The organism is Mesorhizobium sp. CA10 (assembly GCF_020165285.1).
Lineage (GTDB): Bacteria > Pseudomonadota > Alphaproteobacteria > Rhizobiales > Rhizobiaceae > Mesorhizobium.
In genome coordinates, this window is sequence record NZ_JAIUHV010000004.1 from 1 (window position 1) to 26,582 (window position 26,582).

24 protein-coding genes are annotated in these 26,582 nt (G+C 63.0%); 10 read left to right on the forward strand and 14 right to left on the reverse strand.

Annotation, left to right across the window (positions count from 1 at the left end; all coding sequences use genetic code 11):
- Positions 1–328 precede the first annotated feature (328 nt).
- From LB535_RS10215 to LB535_RS10230, 4 genes are all read left to right on the forward strand, one after another.
- Positions 329–751 (forward strand): DOPA 4,5-dioxygenase family protein, encoded by a 423-nt coding sequence (locus LB535_RS10215; protein WP_224632091.1) that lies wholly within the window; start codon positions 329–331, stop codon positions 749–751.
- Positions 752–1,531: 780 nt separating this feature from the next.
- Positions 1,532–3,685 (forward strand): AAA family ATPase, encoded by a 2,154-nt coding sequence (locus LB535_RS10220; RefSeq protein ID WP_224632361.1) that lies wholly within the window; start codon positions 1,532–1,534, stop codon positions 3,683–3,685.
- Complete coding sequence (locus LB535_RS10225; RefSeq protein WP_224632092.1) at positions 3,682–4,344, forward strand: hypothetical protein; 663 nt, start codon at positions 3,682–3,684, stop codon at positions 4,342–4,344. The genes LB535_RS10220 and LB535_RS10225 overlap by 4 nt, the downstream gene beginning before the upstream one ends.
- Positions 4,337–5,449 (forward strand): hypothetical protein, encoded by a 1,113-nt coding sequence (locus LB535_RS10230; RefSeq protein ID WP_224632093.1) that lies wholly within the window; start codon positions 4,337–4,339, stop codon positions 5,447–5,449. Before LB535_RS10225 ends, LB535_RS10230 begins: the two co-directional genes overlap by 8 nt.
- A 17-nt stretch (positions 5,450–5,466) precedes the next feature.
- On the opposite strand, the gene LB535_RS10235 is transcribed toward LB535_RS10230, so the two are convergent.
- The 7 genes from LB535_RS10235 to LB535_RS10265 form a co-directional block, all read right to left on the reverse strand.
- Positions 5,467–6,801 (reverse strand): hypothetical protein, encoded by a 1,335-nt coding sequence (locus LB535_RS10235; RefSeq protein ID WP_224632094.1) that lies wholly within the window; start codon positions 6,799–6,801, stop codon positions 5,467–5,469.
- A 620-nt stretch (positions 6,802–7,421) separates the two neighbouring features.
- Complete coding sequence (locus LB535_RS10240; RefSeq protein WP_140631864.1) at positions 7,422–7,610, reverse strand: hypothetical protein; 189 nt, start codon at positions 7,608–7,610, stop codon at positions 7,422–7,424.
- A 283-nt stretch (positions 7,611–7,893) separates the two neighbouring features.
- Entirely contained in the window at positions 7,894–8,070 is a 177-nt protein-coding gene (locus tag LB535_RS10245; RefSeq protein WP_224548393.1) for a hypothetical protein, read from the reverse strand.
- A 976-nt stretch (positions 8,071–9,046) separates the two neighbouring features.
- Positions 9,047–9,292 (reverse strand): MoaD/ThiS family protein, encoded by a 246-nt coding sequence (locus tag LB535_RS10250; protein ID WP_095768248.1) that lies wholly within the window; start codon positions 9,290–9,292, stop codon positions 9,047–9,049.
- 171 nt (positions 9,293–9,463) lie between these two features.
- A complete protein-coding gene (locus LB535_RS10255; protein ID WP_224632095.1) occupies positions 9,464–11,728 on the reverse strand; it encodes a xanthine dehydrogenase family protein molybdopterin-binding subunit in 2,265 nt (754 codons plus the stop codon).
- Positions 11,729–11,730: 2 nt separating this feature from the next.
- Complete coding sequence (locus tag LB535_RS10260; RefSeq protein ID WP_140631856.1) at positions 11,731–12,207, reverse strand: (2Fe-2S)-binding protein; 477 nt, start codon at positions 12,205–12,207, stop codon at positions 11,731–11,733.
- Positions 12,207–13,067 (reverse strand): FAD binding domain-containing protein, encoded by an 861-nt coding sequence (locus LB535_RS10265; RefSeq protein ID WP_224632096.1) that lies wholly within the window; start codon positions 13,065–13,067, stop codon positions 12,207–12,209. Before LB535_RS10265 ends, LB535_RS10260 begins: the two co-directional genes overlap by 1 nt.
- A gap of 305 nt (positions 13,068–13,372) precedes the next feature.
- Between LB535_RS10265 and LB535_RS10270 the strand changes: the two genes are divergently transcribed.
- Positions 13,373–14,353 carry a GlxA family transcriptional regulator gene (locus LB535_RS10270; RefSeq protein ID WP_224632097.1) on the forward strand — a complete coding sequence of 327 codons (981 nt, stop codon included), beginning with the start codon at positions 13,373–13,375 and terminating at the stop codon, positions 14,351–14,353.
- A gap of 33 nt (positions 14,354–14,386) precedes the next feature.
- Here the strand turns inward: LB535_RS10270 and LB535_RS10275 are convergent, their stop codons facing one another.
- The gene (locus LB535_RS10275) at positions 14,387–15,124 is read right to left on the reverse strand and encodes a hypothetical protein (protein ID WP_224632098.1); all 738 of its coding nucleotides are present in this window, start codon (positions 15,122–15,124) and stop codon (positions 14,387–14,389) included.
- A gap of 57 nt (positions 15,125–15,181) precedes the next feature.
- Complete coding sequence (locus LB535_RS10280) at positions 15,182–16,063, reverse strand: hypothetical protein (RefSeq protein WP_224632099.1); 882 nt, start codon at positions 16,061–16,063, stop codon at positions 15,182–15,184.
- A 452-nt stretch (positions 16,064–16,515) separates the two neighbouring features.
- On the opposite strand from LB535_RS10280, the gene LB535_RS10285 reads away from it, so the two are divergent.
- The 5 genes from LB535_RS10285 (at position 16,516) to LB535_RS10305 (ending at position 22,412) form a co-directional block, all read left to right on the forward strand.
- Positions 16,516–17,928: an aspartate aminotransferase family protein gene (locus LB535_RS10285; RefSeq protein ID WP_224632100.1), complete on the forward strand. Its 1,413-nt coding sequence runs from the start codon at positions 16,516–16,518 to the stop codon at positions 17,926–17,928.
- Between the two features lie 17 nt (positions 17,929–17,945).
- Positions 17,946–19,118, forward strand: coding sequence for an NAD(P)/FAD-dependent oxidoreductase (locus LB535_RS10290; protein ID WP_224632101.1), 1,173 nt, complete (start codon positions 17,946–17,948; stop codon positions 19,116–19,118).
- Between the two features lie 212 nt (positions 19,119–19,330).
- The gene (locus tag LB535_RS10295; protein ID WP_224632102.1) at positions 19,331–19,612 is read left to right on the forward strand and encodes a hypothetical protein; all 282 of its coding nucleotides are present in this window, start codon (positions 19,331–19,333) and stop codon (positions 19,610–19,612) included.
- Positions 19,613–19,717: 105 nt separating this feature from the next.
- Positions 19,718–20,674, forward strand: coding sequence for a DMT family transporter (locus LB535_RS10300; RefSeq protein ID WP_224610360.1), 957 nt, complete (start codon positions 19,718–19,720; stop codon positions 20,672–20,674).
- A 184-nt stretch (positions 20,675–20,858) separates the two neighbouring features.
- A complete protein-coding gene (locus LB535_RS10305; protein WP_224632103.1) occupies positions 20,859–22,412 on the forward strand; it encodes an alpha/beta fold hydrolase in 1,554 nt (517 codons plus the stop codon).
- Positions 22,413–22,431: 19 nt separating this feature from the next.
- On the opposite strand, the gene LB535_RS10310 is transcribed toward LB535_RS10305, so the two are convergent.
- From LB535_RS10310 to LB535_RS10330, 5 genes are all read right to left on the reverse strand, one after another.
- Positions 22,432–22,887 (reverse strand): MaoC family dehydratase, encoded by a 456-nt coding sequence (locus tag LB535_RS10310; RefSeq protein WP_224632104.1) that lies wholly within the window; start codon positions 22,885–22,887, stop codon positions 22,432–22,434.
- A complete protein-coding gene (locus tag LB535_RS10315) occupies positions 22,884–24,161 on the reverse strand; it encodes an NAD(P)/FAD-dependent oxidoreductase (protein WP_224632105.1) in 1,278 nt (425 codons plus the stop codon). Before LB535_RS10315 ends, LB535_RS10310 begins: the two co-directional genes overlap by 4 nt.
- 11 nt (positions 24,162–24,172) lie before the next feature.
- Positions 24,173–25,399, reverse strand: a complete 1,227-nt coding sequence (locus LB535_RS10320) for a flavin-containing monooxygenase (protein WP_224632106.1) — start codon at positions 25,397–25,399, stop codon at positions 24,173–24,175.
- Between the two features lie 57 nt (positions 25,400–25,456).
- On the reverse strand, positions 25,457–26,035 hold the full coding sequence (locus LB535_RS10325) for an OsmC family protein (RefSeq protein WP_224529713.1): 579 nt from the start codon (positions 26,033–26,035) through the stop codon (positions 25,457–25,459).
- Positions 26,036–26,272: 237 nt separating this feature from the next.
- A complete protein-coding gene (locus LB535_RS10330; protein WP_176477070.1) occupies positions 26,273–26,518 on the reverse strand; it encodes a DUF1127 domain-containing protein in 246 nt (81 codons plus the stop codon).
- Positions 26,519–26,582: the final 64 nt, after the last annotated feature.

Consider the following 26,582-nt stretch of genomic DNA (forward strand, 5'->3'; position numbering starts at 1 on the left):
GCCTTTCCTCTCCCCCGTCGATCGGGGGAGAGGTGGCTCGGCGAAGCCGAGACGGAGTGGGGGTCGACCAGCGCTACATTAGCCAATGCATGCGCCAAGCTGCCATGCACGCTATCGCCAAAGGCCAGCCGCTTGGAACTATGCATGCCGCAGTGGGGAAATGTGGCTCGGCGCGCAGCGCCGAGACGGAGCGGGGCCGGCGTCTGCGATTACGGCCACACGCGCCCACGCTGAACAGTCTGTAGAGCGGCTCGCCGTTTCCATGAACCGAAGAAGCGCCTAGAGTTCCGCACGACAGACTGGAACCATCGGGGAGGGGAGCATCGCGATGAACGAAGCCAGGCCGCACGATCCGAGACCGCTTTCGGAAATCGCCAGCTATCACGCTCACATCTATTACGGAGATGAGGCGCAGCGCCGGCAGGCCGAATGGCTGCGCCAGCGCATCGGCGAGCGTTTTCGCGTGCGGCTCGGCAACTGGCGCGACGAGCCGGTCGGCCCGCACGAGCAGGCCATGTACCAGGTCTCCTTCGCCACCGAGATCTTCGCCACGCTGGTCCCCTGGCTGATGCTGAACCACGGCGGCTTGAGCATCCTCATCCACCCCAACACCACCAACCCCAAACGCGACCACCTGATCGACCCGATCTGGATAGGGCAGGCGTTGCCAGTGAAGGGCGAGGTGCTCGGCGAGGAGGACGAGGCGGAAGAGGCGCTTGAGGTGAATACCGAGCCGACGCTGGGGATGTGAGGAGAGGCGTCGGCAAGAGCGGCTTCGGTTGACGGAAGGCAGTATCGACGGGGACCCTCCTCGGGGCCAGGCACTCTTCGGACGAAGGCGCATAGCCGTCTCGCCGATACTGCAGGGGCTGGATGGGTGAGACGCTGCGGGCAGCGACACATTGTATCGCCAGGTCGCAATTGCTGGTGCAATGCACAGCTTTTATATACTTGAACGAATCTTGTCGATTTTTGAGAGGTCAGCTTGTCGAGAAAGAAAGAGATTGAGGTGCGCCACAAGGCGGAGAGCGTTGAGTGGATGCTGAAGGAACGAGGAGTGTATCGTGTTCCCAATGACGAACCAGGTTTTTGCTCTGCAGTCGGCGAGGAGCTTCGACGTCGTTATCCCAATTCTGACCTCAGGATAGAAGCGCCCCCGATGAATTTTGGTGGCGAGTACACTTTCAGCTCCGCAAGTCATCTAGGGACCAAGAGATAGAGCGGGGCTGAATTAAGTTACCCACCAGCGAAATGCGCGTCGGCGCGCCTTCGCGCGCTTGCTGTTTTACAGTCAACGCTGGACGAGGTGGCCTCGGTGTCTATGGCTTCGGAATCGGTCACCGTGGTCAAAGCATGACGGTTGCCGTAGTGAGAAATTCGAAAGTACTAAGGTTTGGCACGGTCGAGCTCGGGAAAACGGACCGCAAGAAAAACCTTGTGCGGGGAATATTGGTAAACCATTATCTGTATGGGGTTTGCCGATCGGGGGGGCTGAGTGACGATAGTATTTCCGGTACTTCGACGCTTGAGCGTGACGGAGTACGGTCTTTATGAGACGACCACATCGAAAGGCATTGAGCACACATTCGACAAGGGTGTGCACGTCATTGCCGGCATCAACGGTCTGGGCAAGACTACTCTCTTGAATATCATCTATCGCTGCCTCCTCGGTCCCAGGGACATGAGCAAAGAGGACGGAGGTCTGGCCTCGACGCAACACAAGCTGGTCGATTGGCGAAACAAAAAGTACTTCCGGGCGCGTGTCAGAGACAGCGCGCGATCCGCTTCTATGGAGGCAGACATTACCTTCGGGAAGGCCAAGCTGACCGTCAGGCGGTCTTTGGCGACGCTTGAAGTGCAGTTCTTGTCATTGGACGGAAAGCCCGAGACTGTTGCTACCCAGGACCGGTATGAGGAGCTGGTTCAGCAGCTGTCGGGGACAGCAAGCTACTTTGACTTCTTCGCCATCCTTCGTTTCTTGATCTTTTTCCTAGAGGATCGGCCCGAACTTATCTGGGATAGACGATCGCAGTTCGACATGTTTCGCCTGCTATTCTACGACCGCGAAGCCGCCGGCGCCGCTGCCACAGCCTATGACGAAGTCCAGCGCCTCGACAGCCAGTACCGAAACGAACGTGTACCTATACGCGCTGCGCAAGAAGAGCTCGCTCAGTACGACGCGGCCGAGCAATCTGGAATTGGTGCCCAGATACGCGGTCTGCGTCGAGCCCTGTTGGCGGCGCAAGAAACTGACGCGGACTTCGCCGACGCCATCGAGCTAGCTAGAGCTGAGTACGAGAGCGCAAAGTTAAGGAGAGAGAAGTCCCGGCTCGACCTTGAAGAAGTTCGGCGAGCGTACGAGCACGAGCAGGAACTCTTCTACCAAGATGTTTTTCCAGATCTTGCCGAAACCGCTGAGCACGTCTTCCTGAACCTCGCGGCAGGCGGAGGGTGCCTTGTTTGCGGCAACAAGTCGGCTGCCGCAAGGGATCGGCTGCGAGAGTTCGCTGCGAAACATCAGTGTCCAATCTGCGAGAGCACTGTCGATCAGCAAGAGAACGTGGTCAGCGCCGCGACCTTCAACCAGAAGCGCCTGGAGCGTGCCGCCTTGGAAGCGGAGCAACTGAAAGAAGAGCTTAAGCGCGTAGACGACGAGCTCAAACGATACGATGGGGAACTTCGCGGTCAGATCGAGGCGAGGCAATCCTCGGTCGGGGAACTGGTCCGCCTGCAACGGCTGCTGGCCGACCTGCAGCGTCAGGCGTCCCCAGATGTAGTGGCGGCCCTTGTTACCGACGACGAGGACCAGATCGCGTTCAAACGGAAGTTCGTTGAGCAGGGCGAAGCTCGCCTTGCCAGATTAGCCGCTGAGCGCACCGCCGCGGAAACCAAATATAGAATCCTCAAAGACGGCCAGCAGAAGCGCCTCGCCGGGAAGCTCACGCAAGTAAAGGGGGCATTCGCTCGCATCGCCAAACATTTACTAGCTGAGACCTGCTTATTGCGCGAGACGAAGGACAGCAGGAAGATCGGTCAGGAGGGTGAGACTTTCGACTTCCCGATCCTAGAAGTGATGATGAGCTCAGCGGTCTTTGCAGGTAGCCCCAGCGCTCGCGAGGACGTTACGTCGGTCTCAGAATCGCAGCGCGAGTTCATTGATCTCGCCTTCCGTATGGCGCTGATGGAGGCCGCTGCTGATGTCGGAGGGGCCTCGATGCTCGTATTGGAGACGCCCGAAGCCAGTCTCGACAGCCTTTTCGTAATCCAAGCGGGAGCCCTGTTTCGCGAATTCGCTGCAGCCGGCGGGACAATGGGCAACGTGTTTATCGCCAGCACCAACCTGAACGACGAGAACATGATACCCGCTTTGTTTGGGGCCGCGCTCCCGCCGGCACGACAGCCGACGGTCCCGGATGACGAAAGCCCTTTGGCACCTGACGCGGGCCCGGGAGAGGAAGGCCCGGTGCCGCCTATCCTACCGGTCGAAAAGCGCAGCGCCCATGTCGTCAACCTTCTGGCGCTGGCGTTGCCAAATGCTGCACTGCGCGCACATCGCCGGTATTACGAAGACAAACTCCGAGACGCTGTGTACCAAGATGTGTCCGCCGAAATGCGACCACAGGGACCCATAGGCACGTCTGCGCCCAGAAGGGCCGGCGACATTCCAGAGACGAGCTCGACATGAACCAGAGGACCGGGATCCTGTCGGCTCGGATGTGGCTGCTCACGTTGTTGGATGCGGCAGAACGGATCGGGATCGCGCCGCTGTCAGCACAACGCTTACACCGCCTAGTTTATCTCGGCAACGCCATGGCCCCCGTATACGATCTTTTGACTCCCGACGGCTATCTCCTCAAGTACAAGCGAGGCCCATTCTTTCCGGAAGTCCAATGGGACATCGATCGCGTCTGTGCGCAAGGGCTGGCGGCTATCTCGAACCTAAAGACGTTTAACGACGATCTCGGCTGGTGGTTCGAAGCAGATTATTCCCTCACGGAGGGTGGGATGGCGGCGGTCGATAAAGCGATAAGACTGGCGGAAATGTCGCGGAGGGCGACCTTCATAAGGGAGGTGGTTCGGGCCTTCGCTAGCGTACTGAGAGACGAGGAACCGCCTGAGGCGCCAGACGACGTCGTTCTCATGGACGTGACTTACAAGAACGCGGACGCCGATGGGCCAATCGACTTCGAAACTGCCTCTCGCAATCTGACCTCGTTGGCCGCTGACGCTATCGCACGGCGCGTCAGTTCGAATGAAACAGCAGGCCGCCGTGAGACGGTTCATCTCTACTTCCGCTACCTAGATCGAGTCTGGGATCTGCAACAGGGGCGTGCAAGTGCATAGCGGCGACACCGACGATTCAATCCTGGCCGTATTAGAAGATGAAGCGCTAACGTCTCTGGCACAAAGCAGCGGCGGCGTGCCATCGCTACCAGCCTCCAATGACGGTTTAGAAGCTGAGTTTTTCGCCGCAACTCACAAGTTCTTTCGGATGTGGCTGGCGGAGAAGGGCGGTCCAAAGGCTGGTGTGAAGCCCTGCGCGATCGTGCTCTCGCGGAGTATTTCCCAGGATATCGAGACACTCGGCGCGAAGCGGTTGTTTTATTTCGAGTCCACGGCTGACGCAATTATTGGTGGCAAGGTTCTGATCGCGAACAACGACCTATCGATCGTCGCGGAGGTGCCGTTCGGCAAATGCCTGAGCGAGAACGCTGTGGCTAACGCGTTGGACCGACTCGGTCTCGCGAATGCTGTGCATTGCCTCATGCGTGGACATCGCGGCGAGATGGTCCTTTGTCGCGATGGACTAAACGGTCCGACCACATTGCTCAAGGTGGAGCAGGCGAGCGTTCTAAAACTAGGCCCGACCGAGATCGACAAGCAATTGTGGGCATTCCATCGCAAATTTACACAGACGTCGTCCGGTGTACTTCGACCCTGGAAGGGAAAGAGTGAGAACCGCGTTACTATAGACGAGGCGGAACTGCGCATCAGCCTCATGTTAGGTTTCTATCTCGGGACCGTCGTTGGCGAGGACAACATAACTGTCGAGGATCAGCTGCCTCATGGCCGTCTGGACATAAAGATATCTGGCCACGTCATGAAGTCCACGCTGGGGCCATGCGCCATGGAGTGCAAAGTCCTGCGATCCAAGGAATCAGCAGGGACGATTATTCGAAACGTGCCCCTTGGGAAGATGGTCGATCATGCCAGCGGAGGTATTCAGCAGGCCGTGGAGTACCGCCAGGATATCGGAGGAAAATTGGCTTATCTCTGCTGCTTCGACGCTAGGCTGGTGGACGAGGATCAGCCGGAGGTTCAGGCGTTGGCTAAGGCGAACGACGTTACTTTGCGGAGGTATTTCATGTACACGAGCCCGGGGGAGCACAGGAAGGCGGCGGCGGCCGCGAAGAAGGCCGGCGCACTGCTGACTTGCGAAGTGGCGTGAAACCTCTCGCCGAACTTTCAGGCCCTTATCAGATGAACTAGCGTTTCATCCAAATCGTAGGTCCCACCTTGCTGGGCACTCGAACGCATTGACCGCATTGAGGAAAGACTGGATAGGTCGAAGCCAATTCCCTTGCCTAGCTCGACCAAGATTTTTCCAACGTCGATAGAGACGCCGGCGTACCGACTGTCCCCCACCACCATCATTACCGAACCGCCGGGAATGACTACGCGATGCAACTCGCCTAAGACTGCAATCAGGTCATCGAAGTATGCACGCACCATTTCTGGGATTTGCTTATCCCACATCTCTGACCGACGAGATCGCAGTTCCGCTACAGTTCTGTCCAGCGAGGGCGAAGATGATGTCGCCTCAAACGATCGCTTGATCTGGACATGGGACCGCAAAGTCGCCTCGCGCAATTCCCGATTATCGACCGGTGTCTTGAGATATCCTAACATCCACAACTCAAGATTGTATATGTCCGTGTAGTCGAAAGAGTTTGGATACGGAGGCGAGAAGAGCGCAAAGTCCGCCGTCGTCGCGTTAGCTAAAGCGACACGGGCATCTCCGCGTAGCAGAGTATATGAGGTACACGGGCGCCTACCGAAACGCACAATGTCTTCGACGGCATTCAAGAACGCTGCCTCGAACATGCGGTGGACGGCACTAACAGGGACCACTCGATTCTTCCAGCCCGAGCGGTAGCGGCGTCCTTTTCCGCTGATCACTACATTGCTGAGGGCCACTAGCGTGGACCCGAGCAGGACGCGCAGTAGCCGCGCAGAGGCCTTGTCGGTCAGCGCATCGATTGCTGCACGGTATGCGAGTATGCGTTCAGCTACCTGGACAGAATAGATCCACCGACCGCCGACCCCGGGAGCAATGAGCGTCTGTGGGGCGCCCCACAGTTCCTCTCGCGGATCTACTCGAATTACAGATGCATCATCGACCACCTGACGAAAGGACGTGAGAAGCGCCTCGGTGTTGTAAAGCTGCAGCTTCGCCTCGATGAGGTCTGCAAGGAACGGGTTTACTTCGATTGTGGTCGGTCGGATGCCGAGAAATTGCGCCGTCAGCGCTGTGGTCCCGCTCCCTCCGAAAGGATCCACACAGGTCGACGGTGCTGTATCCAGGCTGCTGATCGCATCCAAAACAGCTCTGGGGGCAAATGCCTCCTTGAACCGGTACCACCGTTGGAATGGCAGGTCGTGCGTGCTTTGGTTCGTGGAGGGCGGGCTCAGGAAATCATGACGTGCAAACCAATTCTTCGCGAGCAATTTGGAGCCAACCCCAAGCCGATCGGTTAGCGCGGTGATATTGGTTTCGAGCTGTTCGATTAACATTTCCATGACACGTTCCTAACCTTGGAACGGTAAAGGCATTATCAATTATCTGCCCAGGTCGACCATGACTGTCACTTTCCCACTACTGAGGCAGTTCCTTCGACCAGATATCCCGACAAATCGTCCCCCCGATCGCAATCGCAATATCACGATTGATCAGGGAGGTCGAAGATGGGCGAGGCGCGCTCGCGCGTAAGACACCGGCTAAGGGGGCCGCAACCCAAGCTGTCGCGAGGAGGGGGCAATTCCGCTCTCGGATAACAACGCAGTCGCAAGGGAGGGAATAAGTCCCAGAGTCCATAGGCCAGAGTTCAGTATCCAGATTCCAAAGAGAAAAGCTGAGGCTTTTCTCTTTGGAAAAACCAGGGAACAGGACAGGTAAGGCGACCACCGGTCTCCGCCTACCCCCGGCAACTCCTTCCCCCCCGTATCCCGATAAATCACCCCATCAATCACCACCGCGATCCCGCGATCGATTTACGGCTCAATCCCGAGATTCGCAGTTTGCGGAACAGCTCCCTTACGTCCTTGGCCTCGACCTCATGCTTGGCCTTGCCGTCGGCGACGGCGCAGAACGAGCCCCGGAGGATGACTTCGACCAGGTTGGGCAAAGCCCAGCGACAGGCTCAACCTTCCTCCTCCACCACAAACGAAAGCGCGATCAGGTCGTCGACGTCGATGCCGCCATGGCCGTTGTCCAGCACGTCCGCGACCTTTTGAAAGGCCAGCATGTCATCCATGCTGAGCTTGGCTTCCCGCAGCCTGTCTTGCAAGCCCGCCACCTTGGTTTCCAGGATCCTGGAAGTCTCGATCATGCTTGCCTCCGTTGTTGTCCAACGCCGCGTTCCACACGCTCAGCATCAGGCACGTGAACACGATCGGCCCGATGAAAAGGCCGATCGCCACGGCCGCCGCAATGCCCATCCGCTCCGCTTTCGCGGCGATCCTTGCAAGGCCGTCATCGACCGGGACGAGGATGGAAAGATCGCGGTGATGGAGCGCGCTGTTGTCGTTTACGGCCGTCGGGGGCATCTCCCACCGCTCTCGGAAAGGAAGCTGCTGCTCGCCAAAAGGTTCGCGGGCACTCATGCGCATAGGTCACACCCCCGAAAACGCCGCCTTGCCGTGGCGTTCGAAGAGCGCCAGCTTGGCCGAATAGCCAAGCCTGAGCTTGGTCTTGCAGGCATCGCACCGGAAGGTGCTCACCGACTTGAACCATGAACCGTTCCTGATGATCGGCCGGCGGCAATTCGGGCATTCATAGCGGAGACTCACGTCCCGCAACTCCTCGGAAATCGACATTGTCCACCTCTGTCCCCAGCCCCTGTTCTTTCTTCGGATGCCCACCACCTGGGAGCAGGTGGCGGGCGATCCAGCCAACTGACGATGAAGGGACTGATTGCTCGTCAGCGCAGCCCTAATGAGATCGCAGGGATTATGTTTCGCGCGATGGACCAATGCGCTGGCGAATGGGACCTCAGTCGGAGAGAGGGCCCATCTGTGGAACCCAACATTCTTCGGCGCCTGTCATGGCAGGCGGGGTCTGGATTTCTTAGATCCATTCCGAACCATAGGAACATTAGCGCGCCCTAAGGGTTCTCTCAGCAAGGATCGCAGGTGGAACCATGGCCGAGTTGGCATTCGCTTTTGTGTACTATTCGGGGCTGACCGGACCCGACATGCTGGGTGCGGTCGTGTCTTTGACCGCGGGGCTTCTTCTCTACAACGTTGTGCGCGAAGACCGGCCAAACCGATAACCAGCCCGATAATCATGAGCGGCCCGGCTCGAAAGCGGGTGGTGTCCGCGAGCCTGACCGGCGGGGGGAATGGACTGGAGACAGGGCGCCTGCCGAACGAAGGACGCTTGGAGCAGCCGCTCTAAGGAACATTAGCGAACGCTAATTATTAATCCTCCATAGGAGGACCTGCCATGCACAGCATTATCTATCTCATCGGTCTCGTCGTCGTCATTCTCGCCATCTTGAGCTTTTTCGGGCTTAGGCGGTAAGCCCCAAGCGGCCGGCACGGTCGCCGGACATGCCGGTTTCAATTCGACAGTGCCGATATCATGGCGCCAGCCAAGGAAACCCGCGGCTGGAGTGGCTGCGGATATCTTCGCCGGTGTCTGGGGCGCCTGCGTGCTGCAGCGGTTCTGTCGATTCGTCGCCGCCCGAAATCAAACAGCAGCGGGAACTGCGTGAGCGGCTCGACAGCCAATGGTAGGCGTCGTGACGGCCAGCCGCCGGTTCACTCACCCTCCAGCCAGTCGCGGCAGCAGGAAAATCTCCGCCCCCTCCGGCAATTCCTTGCTCCACGTATCCCGATAGATCGTGCCGTCGATCGCCACGGCAATTCCCCGATCGATCCACGGCTCGATTCCGGGATACTGTTCCGCCAGCTTGCGGAACAGCTCCCTTATGTCCTTGGCCTCGATCTCGTGCTTGGCCTTGCCGCCGGCGACGGCGCTGAGCGAGCCCCAGAGGGTGACCTCGACCATTAGCGCCTCAAGGTGCGTCGATATTCAGGTGAGGCCGGCCTGCGAATGAAGGCTTCCTGCGCTTCCGGTGCTCACGTACGTCAAGTACGCTCCGCTCCGGTTCTCGGAAGCCAACATTCTCGGTTCGGCCTGACCTGAATCTCAACACACCTTGCCCTAGCTTGATACCGCTCAGCCTTCCCGCTCCGCCTCCAGCGCCGCCAGGATGCGTGGCGGCGACATCGGGATGTGGGTCATGCGCACGCCGACCGCGTTCGACACCGCGTTGGCGATCGCCGCCAGCGGCGGCACGATCGAGGTTTCGCCCACGCCGCGCACGCCATAGGGGTGGTTGGGGTTGGGGATTTCCAGGATCTGCGTGTCGATCATCGGCAGGTCTGAGCAGACCGGGATGCGGTAGTCGAGGAAGCCGGCATTCTGCAGCCGCCCGTCCTTGCCGTAGATATACTCCTCGTTGAGCGCCCAGCCGATGCCTTGCGCGGCACCGCCCTGGTACTGCCCCTCGACATAGGTGGGGTGCACCGCCTTCCCGGCGTCCTGCACCACCGTATAGCGGATCACCCTGGTCGCGCCGGTCTCGGGGTCGACCTCGATGTCGCAGATATGGGTGGCGAAGGAAACGCCGGCGCCGTCGGCGACGAGCTCGCTATGGCCGGCGATCGGCCCGCCGGTGGTGCCCGACTTGGCCGCGATGTCCTTCAGCGACAGCGGCGAGAGGTTGCCGTATTTCTCGCCCTTGGCGATGGCGTGGCCCTTTTCCCAGGTAACGTCCTCCACCGGGATGTCCCACATCTGCGCGGCGCGATCCTTGAGGATCTTGATCGCGTTGCGCGCGGCCGAGATCGTCGCCATCGACGAGGAGAAGGTGCCGCGGCTGCCGTCGGTCATGTCGTTGTAGCCCAGCGAGGACGTGTCGGCGACGATCGCCTTGACCTGGGAATAGTCGATGCCGAGCTCCTCCGCCGCCACCAGCGACAGCGAGGCGCGGGACCCGCCGACATCGACCGTGCCGACGGCCAGCGACACCGTGCCGTCCATGCCGATGTTCAGATCCGTGCAGGTCTGGCCGCCGAAGTTGAACCAGAAGCCGCAAGCCATGCCGCGCCCCTGGTTGGCTTTCAACGGCGCCTTCATGTGCGGATGGCTCTTCACCGCCTCCAGCGTCGGCCCGATGCCGATCGGTCCGTAGACCGGGCCGTAGGACGAGCGCGTGCCTTCCTGCGCGGCGTTCTTGATGCGGAAGTCCACCGCATCCATGCCGAGCTCCTTGGCGAGCTCGTCCACCGCGCTTTCCACGGCAAAGGCGGCCATCGGCGCGGAGGGCGCGCGATAGGCCGCCGTCTTGGGCCGGTTGACCAGCACTTCGTAGCCGACGGTCTTGACGTTCTCGAGCTTGTAGCAGGCGAAGGCCGTCATGGCGCCGATCTCGGCCCAGGAGCCGGCATAGGGGCCGCAGCTATAGCGCAGCGTCGCTTCCGCTGCGGTGATGGTGCCGTCCTTCCTGGCGCCGATCTTGACGTCGATCGAGGTGGCGCTGGTTGGCCCTGAGGCGCGAAAAACCTCGTCGCGGGTCATCACCAGTTTTACAGGACGGCCGGCCTTGCGCGACAGCGCCAGCGCCACCGGCTCGGCCCAGACATGGGTCTTGCCGCCGAAACCGCCGCCGATTTCCGACGAGGTGACGCGCAGCTTCGAGGCTTCGAGCCCAAGCAGCTGGGCGCAATGCTGTCGGTAGACGAAATGGCCCTGCGTGCACACCCAAAGCTCCGCCGTGCCGTCCGGGTTGACGCTCGCCACGCAGGCATGCGGCTCGATATAGCCCTGATGCGTCTGCTCGGTCTTGAACGAGCGCTCGACGATGAAATCGGCCTCGGCGAAACCCTTGTGGACATCGCCATGGCCGAACTGCGTGCGCTTGGTGACGTTGGAGGGCTTGGCCGGCTTTTCCTCCAGGCCCTCGGTATAGACCTGATCGTTGATCAGCGGTGCGTGATGCTGGGCCGCTTCGTCGACATCGGTGACATGCGGCAGCACCTCATAGTCGACCTCGATCAGCTTCAGCGCCTGGCGGGCGGTGCGGGCGTCGATCGCCGCCACCGCGGCCACCGCATGGCCGTCATAGAGGGCCTTCTTGCGCGCCATGCAGTTGTCGAGGATGTCGTACATGGCGGCATCGCCATCGGTGAGGTCGGGCAGGTCCTTGGCCGTGATCACCGCCTTCACGCCGGCGAGCTTTTCCGCTTTCGACGTGTCGATGCTCTTGATCACCGCATGCGCGTGCGGGCTGCGCAGCACGCGGCCAACCAGCTGTCCGGCCATGTTGAAGTCGGCGCCGTAGCGAGCGCGTCCCGTCACCTTGTCGACGCCGTCGGGGCGGACCGGTCGCGTGCCGACCGAGGAGAAATTGCGTCCGGAGTAGCGCGGATCGAAGTTCATGATCAGGCTCCCTTCATCACTTGGGCCGCATCCTGGACGGCGCGCACGATCTTGTCATAGCCGGTGCAGCGGCAGAGATTGCCGGCCAGCCCAAAGCGGATTTCCTCCTCGGTGGGCGAGGGGTTCTTCTCCAGCAGGTCCTTGGCCGCGATCAGGAAGCCCGGCGTGCAGATGCCGCATTGCAAGGCCGCATGCTCCAGAAACTTCTGCTGTAGCGGATGCAGCTGGTCGCCATGCGCCATGCCTTCGATGGTCTCGACCTTGCGGCCCTCGGCTTCCGCGCCCAGCACTAGGCAGGAGCAGACCAGCCTGCCGTCGACGATGACGCTGCAGGCGCCGCAGTCGCCGGTGCCGCAGCCTTCCTTGGCGCCGGTCAGCCCCAGCCGGTCGCGCAGCACGTCGAGCAGCGTCTCGTCGGGCTGGCACAGATACTCGACGGCGTCGCCGTTGATCGTGGTTGATACAGCTATACCGGCCATTATTTGCCTCCCGCACGCTTGTAGGCGGTCGTTGCGGCTCTCTGCGCCAGCACGCCCGCGACTTTCCGTCTGAATACGATGGTGCCGCGCTTGTCGTCGATCGGGCGGCAGGCGCCGGAGCAGATCTTCGCCAGCCGCTCCAGCGTTTCTTCGTCGAGCTTCGAGCCGATCAGCACTTGCCCGGCTTCCTCGACCAGAAGCACGGTGGGTGCGGCGGCGCCGAGCGCCACGCGGGCGGTCTTGATCGCGCCCTTCTCGTCCAGCGTCAGGTTGACGCCGGCGCTCACCACCGCGATGTCCATCTCGGTGCGCGGAATGAAGCGCAGATAGGCGTCGCCCGCATGCTCAGGCCGCTTGTCGAGCAGGATCGCCTCGATCATCTCGCCCTTGGCCAAAGATGTGCGGCCGGGTCCGGTCGGCACGGCTTCCACGGCAATCGTGCGCTTGCCCGAAGGCCCGGCGACGACTGCTTGTGCCGCTGCCGCGACCAGCGCCGGCACGCTGTCGGCGGCGGGCGAGGCGTTGCACAGATTGCCGGTGATGGTGCAGCGGCCCTGCACCTGCTTGGAGCCGATCAGGTTGGCCGCCTCGACCACGCCCGGCCATGCCTGCTTGAGCGCCTTGTTCTCGCCCAGCACCGCGCAGGGCACTGCGGCGCCGATCCGAAAGCCATCGGCCGTCTCGGCAATGTCGGCCAGGCCGCCGATCGCCTTGATGTCGACGATCAGCTCGGGCTCGATGAAGCCGCCCTTCATCCTCACCAAAAGATCGCTGCCCCCGGCCAGGATCGCGGCCGGGCCTACTGCCTTGGCGAGCTCGCCAACGGCATCTTCGATTGAAAGCGGACGTATGTAACGCATCGTCTCCCCTTGGTGGTCATAATCGGATCGCCCGTTATAAAGCGTCTGGTTATAATGGCCATCCCGTTCGTGCATGTCCGGGTTGGGCCAGAGCCCTGTTCCAGATGCGCCCAGAGGGCGGGCCAGGGCAGGCAGGCCGGGGTGACACAGCGGGATGCGGCAATCGCCCAGGCGGAGCCATTCATGCGATTAACGCCACGCGCGTCGCCTATTGCCTGCGTGGCGGCGTTGGCGAAGCAGCGCCGACCGTGCGGAATGGTCGAAAATGGCTTTGAGACAAGGCAGGGGCGTCGGCTCGCAAAAGCATGGCCAAGAAGTTCGCATTTCTTTTGGTGCGCGATTTCACTTTGTCGCCGCTGTCGCTGTTCATCGACACGCTCAGGCTGGCGGGCGACGAGGGCGACCGCAGCCGCAGGATCGAGTTCGACTGGGAGATCGTCGGCGAGCGCGGCCTGCCGATCCGGGCCAGCTGCGGCGTCGAATTGCTGCCGACCAAGGCGATGGGCAATCCGGAGGATTTCGACAATGTCGTGGTGGTCGGCGGCCTGCTCGACACCAGCCGCAAGCTGAGCTCGGAAAAGGAAGCATTCCTTTTGCGCGCGGCCGAAAAGGGCGTACCGCTCACCGCGCTCTGCACCGGCAGCTTCGTGCTGGCGCGTTATGGCCTGCTCGACGGCTACAGTGCCGCGGTCAGCTGGTTCCACATCAAGGATTTCCGCGCCGAGTTCCCCGATGTGAACGCCCATGCCGACCGCCTATATTCCGTCGACCGCGGCCGCGCCACTTGCGCCGGCGGCACGGGCGCGGCCGACCTTGCTGGCTATTTCGTCTCGCAATTCATCGGCCGGAAGGCGGCGGAGAAGGCGGCCAAGATCCTGGTGCTCGACCGCATCCGCTCCAGCCGCGACGTGCAGCCGGTCGGCGACCTTTTTCCAGCGGCCGCGAGCCGCGCGGTGAAGCGAGCGCTGCTCTTGATGGAAAGCAATCTGCAGGAGCCGATCCCGATCGCCGAGATCGCCGCCAGGCAGAACTGCTCGCGCCGCCAGCTCGAGCGCCTGTTCGGCGCCGAGCTCGGCATCGGCCCGATGGCCGCCTATCTTGCGCTCAGGGTTCACTATGCCAGATCGCTGCTGGAAGGCAGCGACCTCGCGATCGGCGAGATCGCCTATCGCTGCGGCTTTGCCAATGCCGGCCATTTCAGCCGTGTCTTCCGCCAGCAGGCCGGCATCACGCCGACCAATCTCAGGCACCCGAACCGGGCAGCGGCGAGTGACATCGCCAGATAGCGGTCCCTGTGCATGACTTCGGCAAGCTGGTCCCTATGTCACGGCGAAGACTTTCCCCGTCGCACTAAGGCGACACAGGACCTTCGCTTGTCGAACTTGGATGCCGCCTGGAAGCGCATAGTTTATTCGCACCTCGATCGGCGCCGCCAGACCGGCTTTGCGTTGGCGCATCGGACCGGCGCTAACCGCGTATACGCGCACAGCACCAAGCGGCGTCGTGGCCGACATGATCGCCGCGCGGCAAGCGCTCACGACTTTGGGCGGCGTGCCTGGCTTCGCTTTCAACGATACAAGGGGCGCAAAAGGATAGCCCGCTCTAAACCGCCCGAACTCCCCGCCACCGGTGCTGGAGGGTTTGAGGATGGATGGCAGGCTGATCGCGGTTGTTGCGCTTTTTGCAGAGAAAACGGTGGGGTTTTCGGGAGGCGCGGTATCCCCGGTGCCTGGCGTTGCGGTGCCGGCACCCGTCGACACGCCGGCGCTTGCGCTGCCTGCAGCGTCACGCGTCGAAACGCTGGCGCCGATCGACCCGGTACCAGCGTTTGCGGACGCGCTAAGGCTTGCTCCTCCTGCGCCTGCCGACGCGCCAACGCTTGCGCCGACCAAGCCGCCGACACTTGCCCCCAAGCCAGCGGAGACACCTTGTGATCCGGCGCCCAGTCCAGCGCCGACGCCAATGCCGCCGACCTTGCCGCCACCGCCGACATCAAGGGCGGCCGCCGGTCCGGTAGCGGCTGCGATCATCAAGGCGACCGCCAAGTATTTGCCCATTTCAGGACCCCTCCTGGGCATGCGTTCGTGCCAATCCAAATGTACTGCTGACCATCATCATCGAGGCGGGGTCGGAAGCAACGCGTCGGGGAGAGTGATCGTCGTCGCCACCAGAACCCGTTTCGGTGATCTTGGGATCTTCGCTCTGTTCTTATCCTGCAAGCCTGTTCGGCGGACAGCTTGGCCATTCTGGCTGGCAAGTGGAACCGCGGCGGAACGCGTCCCGGGTGCACGCTCCATCTGCGCTGTGCGGCGCGCGCTTTGCGCCTTGACGAGATCGATCGCCTTTCGCGCAGCGGTAAGGGACACGGACATGTCGGTCAGCTTTTGACGCTCCTGCTCAAGCGCTGCACTCAAGTCGGCAGACGCCTGCTTCGCAGCGTCTCTTTCCCGACGGGCGTCATCGGCATCGCTTGCGGCCGAAACCGCGCGCGTGTGTTCCAGATCCAATGCCTGGTTGACATGCTTTGCGGCAGTAACCGCCAGCTGGAGGTCCTTTAGGGCGGTGGCCCGCTCGGCCGCAGCCAGATTTGCGCGTTTCTGATCGGCCTCGCCGGCCTGGCGAGCCATGGCGAGTTCGTGCTCGAATTGTTCGACCTTATGGCGCTCTTCGGCAACCGATTGATTTGCCTTGGCCAGGGACGCTTCCACAGCGTTGCGTGCTTCGTTTGCAGAAATCAACTGTGCCTTCAAGTCTTTGATGACGCGCTGCGCCGCTTCCAGATCGAGTTTGAGGGTTCCGTTGCTTTGGTTCGCCTCTCTCAGGGCCTTTGTCTGCTCTGCGGAGGTGCTGGCCAACAGCCTTGCCTGGGCGCTTGCTGTGCGCTCGGCATCCTGACTCAGGCCCAGTTGCGCTTTTGTCGACGCCAGTTCGCCTCGCGCTGCCGCGATCTGTTGCTGGATTTCGGCGCTGTTGTCTGGGGGAGATACCGCCGCCAAGAGGAGGATGCATCCGGGAATGGCGCTCCACCTCCAGTGGCGCATGCTGAAGCGAACCCACGCCGGGCGCGGGTCGTCTTCGAACTCCTCGTAAGATCCATGTATGGACGTCACTGGCCACGGTCCTCTGTCTGCCGGTATTCTTCGCGATGCTCAAGAAACACGTCATAGCGGCTGTGCGTGCGCAAAATTAAGATTTTCGGTCTTGGCGGTTCGCTCCGTGTTGAACTCTATCTACAGCTTGGACAACTTGTATTTTGCGCAGTTGACGGGCTGCTTATACCAGGTACGCCTTTAGGGGCAGGATGCATCATCCAAATGGACTAGATGTCATGATTGATCGTCTCGGAGCAGAACTTCTCGATGGCGAGCTGATCAATGTCGGGCAGTCTAAGCGCGCGGTTGCTACTGCGCAAAACGATGAGGGTCCGCGATGACCCTGGTCGGGTCGCATGACCGGTCTGGCCGATTGCGCCGGCGCGCAAACGAGCCGTAGCTTCGTGACGAGCGGCACGCCGCTGTTTCAAATTCGCCTTCGGAACGCCATGCCGCATTATCCCGACGCCATGCCTGGATCGAAAACCCTGTTCGAGCGCGCCAGGAAGGTGATGCCGGGCGGCAATACGCGCACTACGGTCTTCGTCGATCCGTTTCCGATCTACGCCGCGCGCGGCGAGGGGTGCAGGGTCTGGGACGTCGACGGCAATGCCTATTACGACTGCATCAACAATTTCACCGCGATGATCCATGGCTATGCGCATCCCGATGTCACCGCGGCCGTCGTCGAGCAGCTGCCCTTCGGCACCGCTTTCGGCGCCCCGACGCTGAGCGAGATCGAGCTTGCCGAGCTGCTGGTCGAGCGGCTGCCCTCCGTCGACCAGATCCGCTTCACCAACTCCGGCACCGAGGGCGTGATGATGGCGATCAAGGCCGCGCGCGCCTTCACCGCGCGGCCGAAGATCGTCAAGATCGAAGGCGCCTATCACGGATCCTACGATTTCGCCGAAGTCAGCCTGGACTCATCGCCCGCCAATTGGGGCGATCTGCCGAGATCCACGCCCTATGCCAGGGGCACGCCGCGCGGCGTGCTGGAGGACGTGATTGCCGTGCCCTTCAACGACACCGAGGCACTGCGCGCCGTCTTCGCCACCGACGGCGAGACTATCGCGGCCGTGCTGATCGACCCGATGCCCAACCGTGCCGGCCTCATACCGGCGCGGCGGGATTACCTCAGCGCCATGGTCGAGATCGCCCATGCCGCAGATGCGCTCGTCATCTTCGACGAGGTCATCTCGTTTCGGCTGGGCTGGTCTGGCGCGCAAGGGCTGTGGGGCATCGAGCCCGACCTGACGGCGCTGGGCAAGATCATCGGCGGCGGCTTCCCGGTGGGCGCCGTGGGTGGGCGCGCCGATATCATGGCGGTGTTCGATCCGACCGGAGGCAAGCCCGCGCTGCCGCATGGCGGCACCTTCACGGCCAATCCGGTGACCATGCGCGCCGGCCTTGCCTCGATGCGGGCGCTAACGAAAGAAAGCTTTGCCCATCTTGATCGGCTTGGCGCATCGTTGCGCGAAGGGATTACCGCCTCATTCCAAAAGCATGGGCTTGCCGGCCAATGCGTCGGCCTCGGCTCGCTATTCAAGGTTCATTTCACGTCGCATCCCGTCACGGATTACCGCTCGATCTATCCAGGTCCGGCCGAGCACAGGAAGTTCGACACCTTCCACAAGGGTTTGCTTGGCCGCGGCGTCCTGTCCGCCAGCTACGGCCTGTTCGCGCTGTCGACGCCGATGACCGAGGAAGATGCCAGCGCCATTCTTCAAGCGATCGACGAGACCTTGGGCGACGTCGCCGCGCAGTCGTGAAAGCAGGCGGGCCACAGATGACAGCTTCTCCTCATGTCGTGGTGATCGGAGCCGGCACGCTGGGCATGTGCACGGCGCTCAACCTCGTCGAGCAGGGCGCGCGCGTGACCGTGCTCGAAGCGCACTCGATTGCCTCGGGGTCGAGCGGCCGGTCCGTCGGCGTCGTCGGATCACAATTCACCGACCCGTTCGAGATCATGCTGCGCGTCCATTCGCTGCGCCGGTTCCGCGAATGGGAAGGCGAGGGGCTTCGTTTCAATCATATCGGCTATCTGCGGCTGGCCCGCACGCCCGCCCAGATGGAGCTCTTCGCCAAATCGGTCGAGGTTCAGGGCGAAGCGGGTCTTAGTTCGCGCCTGATCCATGCCAACGAACTCACGGAAATCGTTCCGCACATCAATCCCGACGGCCTCGAAGGCGGATTGTTCGGGCCCGACAACGGTTTTCTCGATCCGCATGAGATGTGCAATTTCCTTGCGGGCATCGTCCGCGCCAAGGGCGGCGAAATCCGTCAATACCGCAAGCTGGTCGGGGTGCAACGGCGCCCGGGCGGCTATACGCTGGAAACCAATGGCGGCCCGATCGATCGCGAGCGACGACTGATCGATTGCGATGCCGTGGTCAATGCGGGCGGCGCTTGGGCGCCGCAAGTCGCCGCGCTTTTCGGCCAGCGTCTCCACATCTGGCCCGAGCGCCACGAGGCCGTCGTCATCCATCTTGACGAGCCGCTCGGCTACACGATGCCCATGGTGATGGACCTCGTGAACGGCGAAGGCAGCGGGCTCAACTTCCGCCACGAAAAACCAGGCGAGCTGATCGCCGAAATCCACAAAGTGAATTCGATCGCGCCGGAGGACCCCGACAATTACAACGACCAGTGCGAGGAGCAGTCGAAGGTCGATCTGGCCGAGCTGCTTTTGGAACGCGTGCCCGACCTGCCGGGCGCGCGACTCGGCCGGGGCTGGGCGGGCCTTTATCCCGTCACCGCCGACCATCGCCCCTTCGTCGGACCATTCGATGCCTCGGAGCCGACGCTGATCACCGCTGCCGGCGCCGGCGGCTATGGCATCCAGCTCGCCCCGGTGATCGGCCAGATCGCGGCCGACTGGGTGCTTCAGGGTGCGCCGGTTTCGGTGCCCGGTTCGCGGAGCCTGGCGCCGTCGGCCGAGCGCAACGTCCTCGGTCACTGACCGATGCATCAAGCTGGCCCCTGACGCGTAAGATGCGAGCGTTCCCGTTAACCATCGATTAACTATCCGGTCGCCTTTAATACGGTTCTGGAGGATACTGATTTCGGCCGCCAGCGATGATCTCGCGACTGCCGAAAATTAGAAAAGAGCGGCGGACACCGTCGCCATTCTGCCGGGGAGGCGCCCAGCATCTTTTGATGAGGAGCGCCGGAATGAATATCGAGGAAGCGGTCACTGCAGCGACGGCAGGGTCAGGCGCGCTCCTGTCCTGTCTTGGCCAGCCGGTCGTGGCCTATCACGTCACGGCCATCATGCGCGAAACCGACGCAAGACATGCGCGGCAGATGCAGCTCGCCTTGCTGCGGCGGAGCATCGAGGCCCTTGTCGAGGACGGCCTCGAGGGCATCGAAGCCGAACGCTTCGCATCGCAGTTCCACGGTCGCGTCGGCTCGGCCTGGGATCTTCTGCATATGGCCGGCGACACGGCGCATTGATCCCTGCCGCGTGGGGCCTTGCCGGGCCAACTATATAAAATCCCCGTCATGAGGTAGACTGTCGGCTGCGACTGGGCTGACCTTCATAGAGCGGGGGGACATGCGATGCAGGCGATACCGATAGCGCATCCGGCGGAAGCGCCGGTCGCCCGAGCGATACCGTCGCTGGCTGGTTATCCCGCCGCTGCCTTGTGCTGGCTGCTTTCGGCCGGCGTCTATATCGCGGCCAAATGGGTGGCGCCGGAAATGCCGCCCTGGGGGCTATGCTTCTGGCGGCTGGCGCTCGCCTGCCTCATTCTTTTGCCGATCGTGCACCGCCATCACGGCGCGATGTTGGCGCTGCTCAAATCCCGGCCGCTGGAGATCGTTGCTGTCGGCGCCATCGGCCTGACGCTCTGCCAAGGGATGATCTACCATGGTCTGAACGACACCGACGCCACCACGGCCGGCATCATCATGGCGATGTCGCCGATCATGACCATGGTGCTGGCGCGTCTCGTGCTGGGCGAGCCGCTCGGGCTCTGGAAGTCGCTCGGCGCGGTTGCAGCACTTGCCGGCATGCTGGTGATCGTCGCGCATGGCAAGCTGGACGCGCTGGTGCAACTGCGCTTCAACATCGGCGAATTGTGGATCGTCGGCAGCGCCTTCTGCTGGGCGCTCTATACGGTGCTGCTGCGCCGCTCGAAATTCGGCCTCGAGCTCCTGCCGCTGGTGGTCCTTCTGCTTGGCGCCGGCGCGCTGGTGGCGCTGCCGTTCCACCTTTGGGAAATCTTCAACGACGAGCGCTCCGCCTTGAATGCCGACGGCCTGCTCGCGCTTGCCTATCTGGCGGGTCCCGGCGGCGCGCTGATGTACTATCTCTATAACCAAAGCGTGGAGACGCTCGGCGCCAGCCGGGCAAGCATGCTGCTCTATCTGCAGACCCTGTTCGTCGCCGTGCTCGCCTACCTGCTGCTCGGCGAGAGCCTGCACGATTACGATCTGCTCGGCGCGGCCTTCATCGTGGTCGGGGTCGTGCTGGCGACGGCGATCAAGTCGAGGCCGGTTCCGGCAAAGGCGTGAACGAGCGGCCACGTGCCTTGATGGACATATGCGGCTGCCCGAGCCGCCAGGTCGATCTGGTTCCTCGGGCGGTGAGCCGTCCGGACCAAGCTTTCCTAAATTAGCCAATTTTGCTATTGGCTGCCCCTTCGCAGCGTCGGCCAAGGCCGAAGGGGATCATGGCGATCGACAAGCGTGTGGACGCATGAACGGCGGTCAGCACATGCTGGAACTGCGCGTGCTTGGCGATTTTCAGGTCAGGCGCGACGGCGAGCCGCTTCACCTGCCGCCATCTCGCAAGACGCGGGCGCTGCTCGCCTACCTCGCCGTCACCGCCAGGCAGCACCAGCGCGAGCGGCTGTGCGAGATATTCTGGGACATCCCGGACGATCCGCGCGGCGCCTTGCGCTGGAGCCTGTCCAAGATCCGCCAGGTGCTGGGCGCCGACGAATCCGTTCTTGCCGCCGATCGCAATGCTGTCGCGCTCAATGTCGAGACGGACTATGCGCGGCTGGCGCCGCTGGTGAAGGCCGATCTTTCATCACGCTCGACCGAGGAGCTCGAAGCCGCCCTGGCCTCGATCCGAGGCGGCTTTCTCGCCGATCTCTCGCTCGAACGCTGCTTCGACTATGAAGCCTGGCGGCAGGCCATCGCCAGCGAGGTCGAGATCGTCGAGCTTGGCATCCTGCGCGAGCTGGTCGAGCGCCTGGGGAATGAGCCGCGACGCGCGCTGCCGTTCGCCCGGCGCCTGCGCCGCCTGGCACCCGACGACGCCAGCATCGCCGCCGAGATCGAGGCGCTGGAGGAGAAGGTCCGGTCGGTCGCCGCCCAAGCCACCGGCCGCGCGCAGCAACCTGCTTCGTCCAAGCCGCCGCAGGCGCCGTCGAGGCCTGCTGCGTCGCCGCAGGATCCCGGCCGCGCCGTGCAGTTCTGCCGGGCTCTCGACGGCACCAGGCTCGCCCATGCCAGCACCGGCATTGGCCCGGCGATCTTGCGCGCCGCGCACTGGATGTCGCATCTCACCTTCGACTGGGACAGCCCGATCTGGCGGCATTGGATGCGGGAATTGTCACGTCACAACCGGCTGGTGCGCTATGACGAGCGCTGCAATGGCCTGTCGCAAAGGCACGTCGTCGACATCTCGTTCGAAACCATGGTGTCGGACCTCGAATGCGTGGTCGAGGCAACCGGGCTCGACCGCTTTACCTTGCTCGGCCTGTCGCAGAGCTGCGCGGTTTCGATCGCCTATGCCATCCGCCACCCCGAGAGAGTGTCGGGCATGATCCTCTACGGCGGCTACGTCAAAGGCTGGCGGGCGCGCGGCGATGCCGGCGAGATCGCGACGCGCGAGGCCGTGGCGACGCTGATGCGCGAGAGCTGGGGCAAGTCGAACCCGATGTTTCGCCAGGCCTTCTGTTCCATGTTCATCCCCGGCGCCACGCACGAGCATTTCGCCTGGATGGACGATTTGATGCTGCGCACCGTCTCGCCCGACGATGCCTGGCGTCTTCAGAACGCCTTTTCGGTGATCGATGTCAGCGACTTGCTGGACAAGGTGCGCGTGCCGACCCTGGTGTTGCATGCGCGCGACGACAACGTGGCGCCGGTGGAGTCGGGCCGCACCATGGCCGCCGGCATTCCCGGCGCGCGCTTCATCGAGCTCGATAGCCAGAACCACATCCTCCTCGAAGGCGAGCCCGCCTTCGAGGAGTTCATAGACCACGTCCGCGCCTTCATCGCCGAGACGGCGGGCGGGTAACCGGGCACTCGCGAAGCCCTCAGCCGCCGATGAGCGGCACGGTGAACACCGTCGCCGTGCCGGTGAGGCAAAGCTCGCCCGCTTCGTTGCGCACCGATGTCTCCAGCTTCGTGATCGGCTTGTCGGCGCGCACGTCCTTGACCTCGACGCGGCCGGTGATCATTTCGCCAACGCCGACCGCCTTGACGAATTTCCACGAGACTTCGAGGAACACCGAGCCGGGGCCGGGGAGGTCTTCCGCGACCACCGCGTTCAGGATGCCGGACGTGACGCCGCCCTGCACGATGAGCTTGCCGAAGACCGAAGCCTCGGCCAGCGCCTTGTCGTAATGCAGCGGATTACGATCGCCGGTCATCTCGGCAAAGGCGTCGATATCCTGCGGCTGCGTGCGCCGCGAGCGTTCGGCAAAGGCGCCCACCTTTGGCCGGCCCTTGATGACACCGATCCACCCGTCCTTCATCACATGCACAGTCATGGTCTTGCTCCAGTTCGGTTGCGGGAAAAATCGGCCGGCGGCCCGTCCTGGTTGGCCGGCGCTCGATAGGTCGAGGGCTTCGATGCGGTAGCGCGGCGGGCCGGCATGGGTTGCCCGGCCAGCGCCTGCACCTCGGCCTTCAGGACGGCGCTGAATCGGCGATGCCGCTCGCCGAGATCGTCAAGCGTCCAATCGAAGCCGGCGATGGCGTCCGTGGTGTCGAGGATCTGGTTGGCGATCATGTCGCGCTGCTGCTGCCAGACCGCGAATGCTGCCTCGGACCCACTGAGGATTGCCCGCGCGAGGCTCTCGGCGTCGCGCAGCGCGTCGGAAATGCCGTGCGAGGTGATCGGATCGCGGAAGAAGCCGGCGTCGCCCACCAGCGCCCAGCCCGGGCCGTGCGGCTGGCGGATATAGCCCGGCACGCCGCGGAACGCCTGCAGGCGCGCATCCTTGGGTGCCCGGGCCGCCTGTGCTGCCAGTGTCGGGGAAAGCGTCTCGAGCACATCCATCCGGGCGCGGGCGTGGCCGAGGCGGAAGCGCTGGTCGAACAGGCCTGTCGGCACCGAAGCGACGATGCAGGCGAGGCTGTCATTGGTCGGGATTAACGAGCCGGCGATCCCGTCGCGGAAGTACCAGTGATAGCCGGCGCCCGGCTCGACTGGCGCATAGCCATAGACATGGGCAGCCGACACCGCGCCGCGCCGCAAGGGCTGGGCGTCGACGCATTTTGCCACCAGCGAGCCGATGCCATCGGCGCCGACGACGATATCGGCGCTGACCCGCACGGCAGTACGGCCGGCGGCGCGGATCTCGATGCCGCGCACGCGGCCACGCGTGTCGGCAAAAAGACCGCCGACCGCGACCTCGTGCAGGATCTCCGCGCCGGCCTTGCGCGCCGCATCGACCAGGATGCGGTCGAGCACGGTGCGCCGCGGCGCGATGAGGCCGGGGAGGTCCGAGCTAGCGGCAAGGGGGATGGTGATCTCCTCGTCGCCATAATGGAAGGTCGTCGTCTCGATGAGCGGCGTGCCGGCCTTGAGCAGCGGCTTGAGCAGACCCCAGCGCCAAAGCTGCAACACGGCCGGTCGCATCAGCGCATGCGTCGACAGCATGTCGGATCCATAAGGCTTGCGGTCGATCGCAAGCACCTTGAGGCCGGCGCGCGCAAGCAGCATCGCCGTCGCCGCGCCCGCGCAGCGCGCGCCGACGACGATAGCGTCGTAATGGCTATGCTTCGGAGCGGCCATCAGGGAGATGAGGTTGTTTGCCATGTTCAATGTCCTCAGGCCGCCTTGCGGGCGTTGCAATCGAGATAACGGGAGATTTCAGCGGTGATCGCCTCGGCATCCGCGCCGACGCCGCCGATGAAGTTGGAATCGCGTTTGCGCAGAAAGCGGAAGCCGAGCGCGTAGAGACCCGGCACGCTGGTGACGCCGCCCTGATGCGCCAGCTCGCCATCGGCGCCGAGCGCCAGCGGCTCCAGCCAGCCGAACGAGCGCGCATAGCCGGTTGCCCAGACGATGCTGCGGATCGATCCGTCCGTCAGCGAAAGCCGCGCCGCGCACGTCGCCGGCGTCGCCACCGGCTCGGGCCGGTACGATGTCGTCATACCCGCGAAGCGATCGATCTGGTCGAGTAGGCGCGCCTGCTTCGCTTCGGCTGCCGCGATGTGCTGGCCAAGATCGCCGGCGAAGCCGATCTCGCGGTCGCCGACGCCATGCACCCGCCCGGTGAGTTCCACGCCGAGCGCCTGTAGCGTGGCGAGGTCGACATCTGCCCTGTCCGGTCGGCCGGCGAGCTGCAGCGATGGTTGGCGCCGGGCGCCTTCCGGATCGGCGAGGTCTTCCTGGCGCTGTGCCATCAAGCCCATTTCGCAAAGCCAGAAGAAGATATCCTGGCCGCGCCATGTTCTGGGCAGGCGTGTATGCTTGCCGACCGAAAGCACCACGCGCCGCCCGGCGCGGACGAGCTCGTCGGCGATCTGCACGCCGGAGGACGAGGCGCCGACAACCAGCACACCGCCGCCCGGCAGCTCGCCAGGCGAGCGATATTGCGAAGCGTGGATGCTGAGCGGTCCGCGAAGCATCTCAGCCGAAAAAGGGATGACCGCCCGGTCGCAATGTCCCGTCGCGACGACGACCGCTCGCGCCAACAGCTCGCCGGCGCTGGTGCGCAAGGCAAAGCCTTCGACGGTCCGCCTGGCAGCGATGACCTCGACATTGCTCTCGACGGGTGCATGCCATTCCCAGGCGTAGCGTTCCAGGCTTTCCACGAAAGCCTCCTTGGTCATGAAGCCGTCCGGATCGCCGCCCTCATAGGGCGAGCCGGGCAAGGCGTTCAGCCAGTTCGGCGTGAGCAGCCTGAGCGAGCGCCAGCTCTGCGAACGCCAGCGCTCGCCGATGCGGCCGCGCTCCAGCACGGCATGGTCGATGCCGGCCTGGCCGAGGCAATGGCTGAGCGCAAGCCCGGCCTGGCCCGCGCCGATGATGACGACGTCCGAGCGTCTCATGGTTCATTTCCGTCTCGGGAGGCGGCGGCCCGGATCGGTTCCGGACCGCCGGCCTGCTTACTGGATGGTCTTGATGCCGACGGTGACCGGCACGCCTTTGGTCAGCACGTCGAACACGGCCGAACGGGCGCGCGACTGCTCGACCAGCTGCTGGAGCTTCTCGGCCGGCGCATCGCCTTCGATCTCGAACGACACCTGGATGTTCTGGAAACCGTTGCGGACCTCGTCGGAGATGCCGAGAATGCCGCGCAGGTCGATGTCGCCGTCGACCGAGCATTTCACCTTGGTGAGCTTGATGCCGCGCGCGGCGGCGATGTTGGCGACGCCCGCCATCAGGCAGCCCGCCAGCCCGTGCAGCAGCCACTCGACCGGGGTCGGCGCATTGTCGGCGCCGCACAAGATCGCCGGATGATCGGCATCGGCATAATGCGGCTTCTCGTGCTTCTGCTCCTGTCCGGCGCCGAAGAAGCCGTTCATGACGGTCTTGCTGTGCGTGCCCTCGATCCACTCGTTGTGAGCACGGAACTGGAACTTGGCCAGCTCCGGCTGCCCGGCGACGAAATTGATCGTCGCCAAAAGGTTCGGCGTGTCGACGCCATTGAGCGGAAGCCGTGCAGGTTTGGTGTTGGGTTGCATCTTCATCTCCAAAGGTTCGTTTGCGGCTTGGTTGCCGTGACGGCCTCTGTTTGCCGATGGAGCGTTTGAACGAGAGTGGATGAGACCGTGGAATTTTTCATACGCCTACCGTGGAAATTGCGTCGGGCGTATCGTTTGAAACGAAGTGTCTTGACCCGAATGCGCCGGAACGCAACAGCCCCGGGCGTGGGGAAGCCCGGGGCCTGTCGACGGCGTGGCGACGATCGCCATGGGCGGTCAGCGGGCGCTGCGGATGTCCATCCCGTTGGTGTCGGAGGCGTAGCGCATCGAGGTGTAATGATCGATTTCAGAACGGGCGATACCCAAGTCCTTGAGTAGATAATCGGGCATAGCCTGCATGGCGGCGCGGTCGCTGCGCATCCTCATTGCACGGTAGACAAGGCGCAGCGCACGGCCGGCAAAATTGATCGGGCCGAGACCCGATCGGCTGGTTTCATGGGCGGTGTGTTCCAAAGTCGTCATCGTCGCCTCCATCTTTTGCGGCGCGACCGTTCGCGTCGTCGATGGGCGGACTTGTGGCTTACGA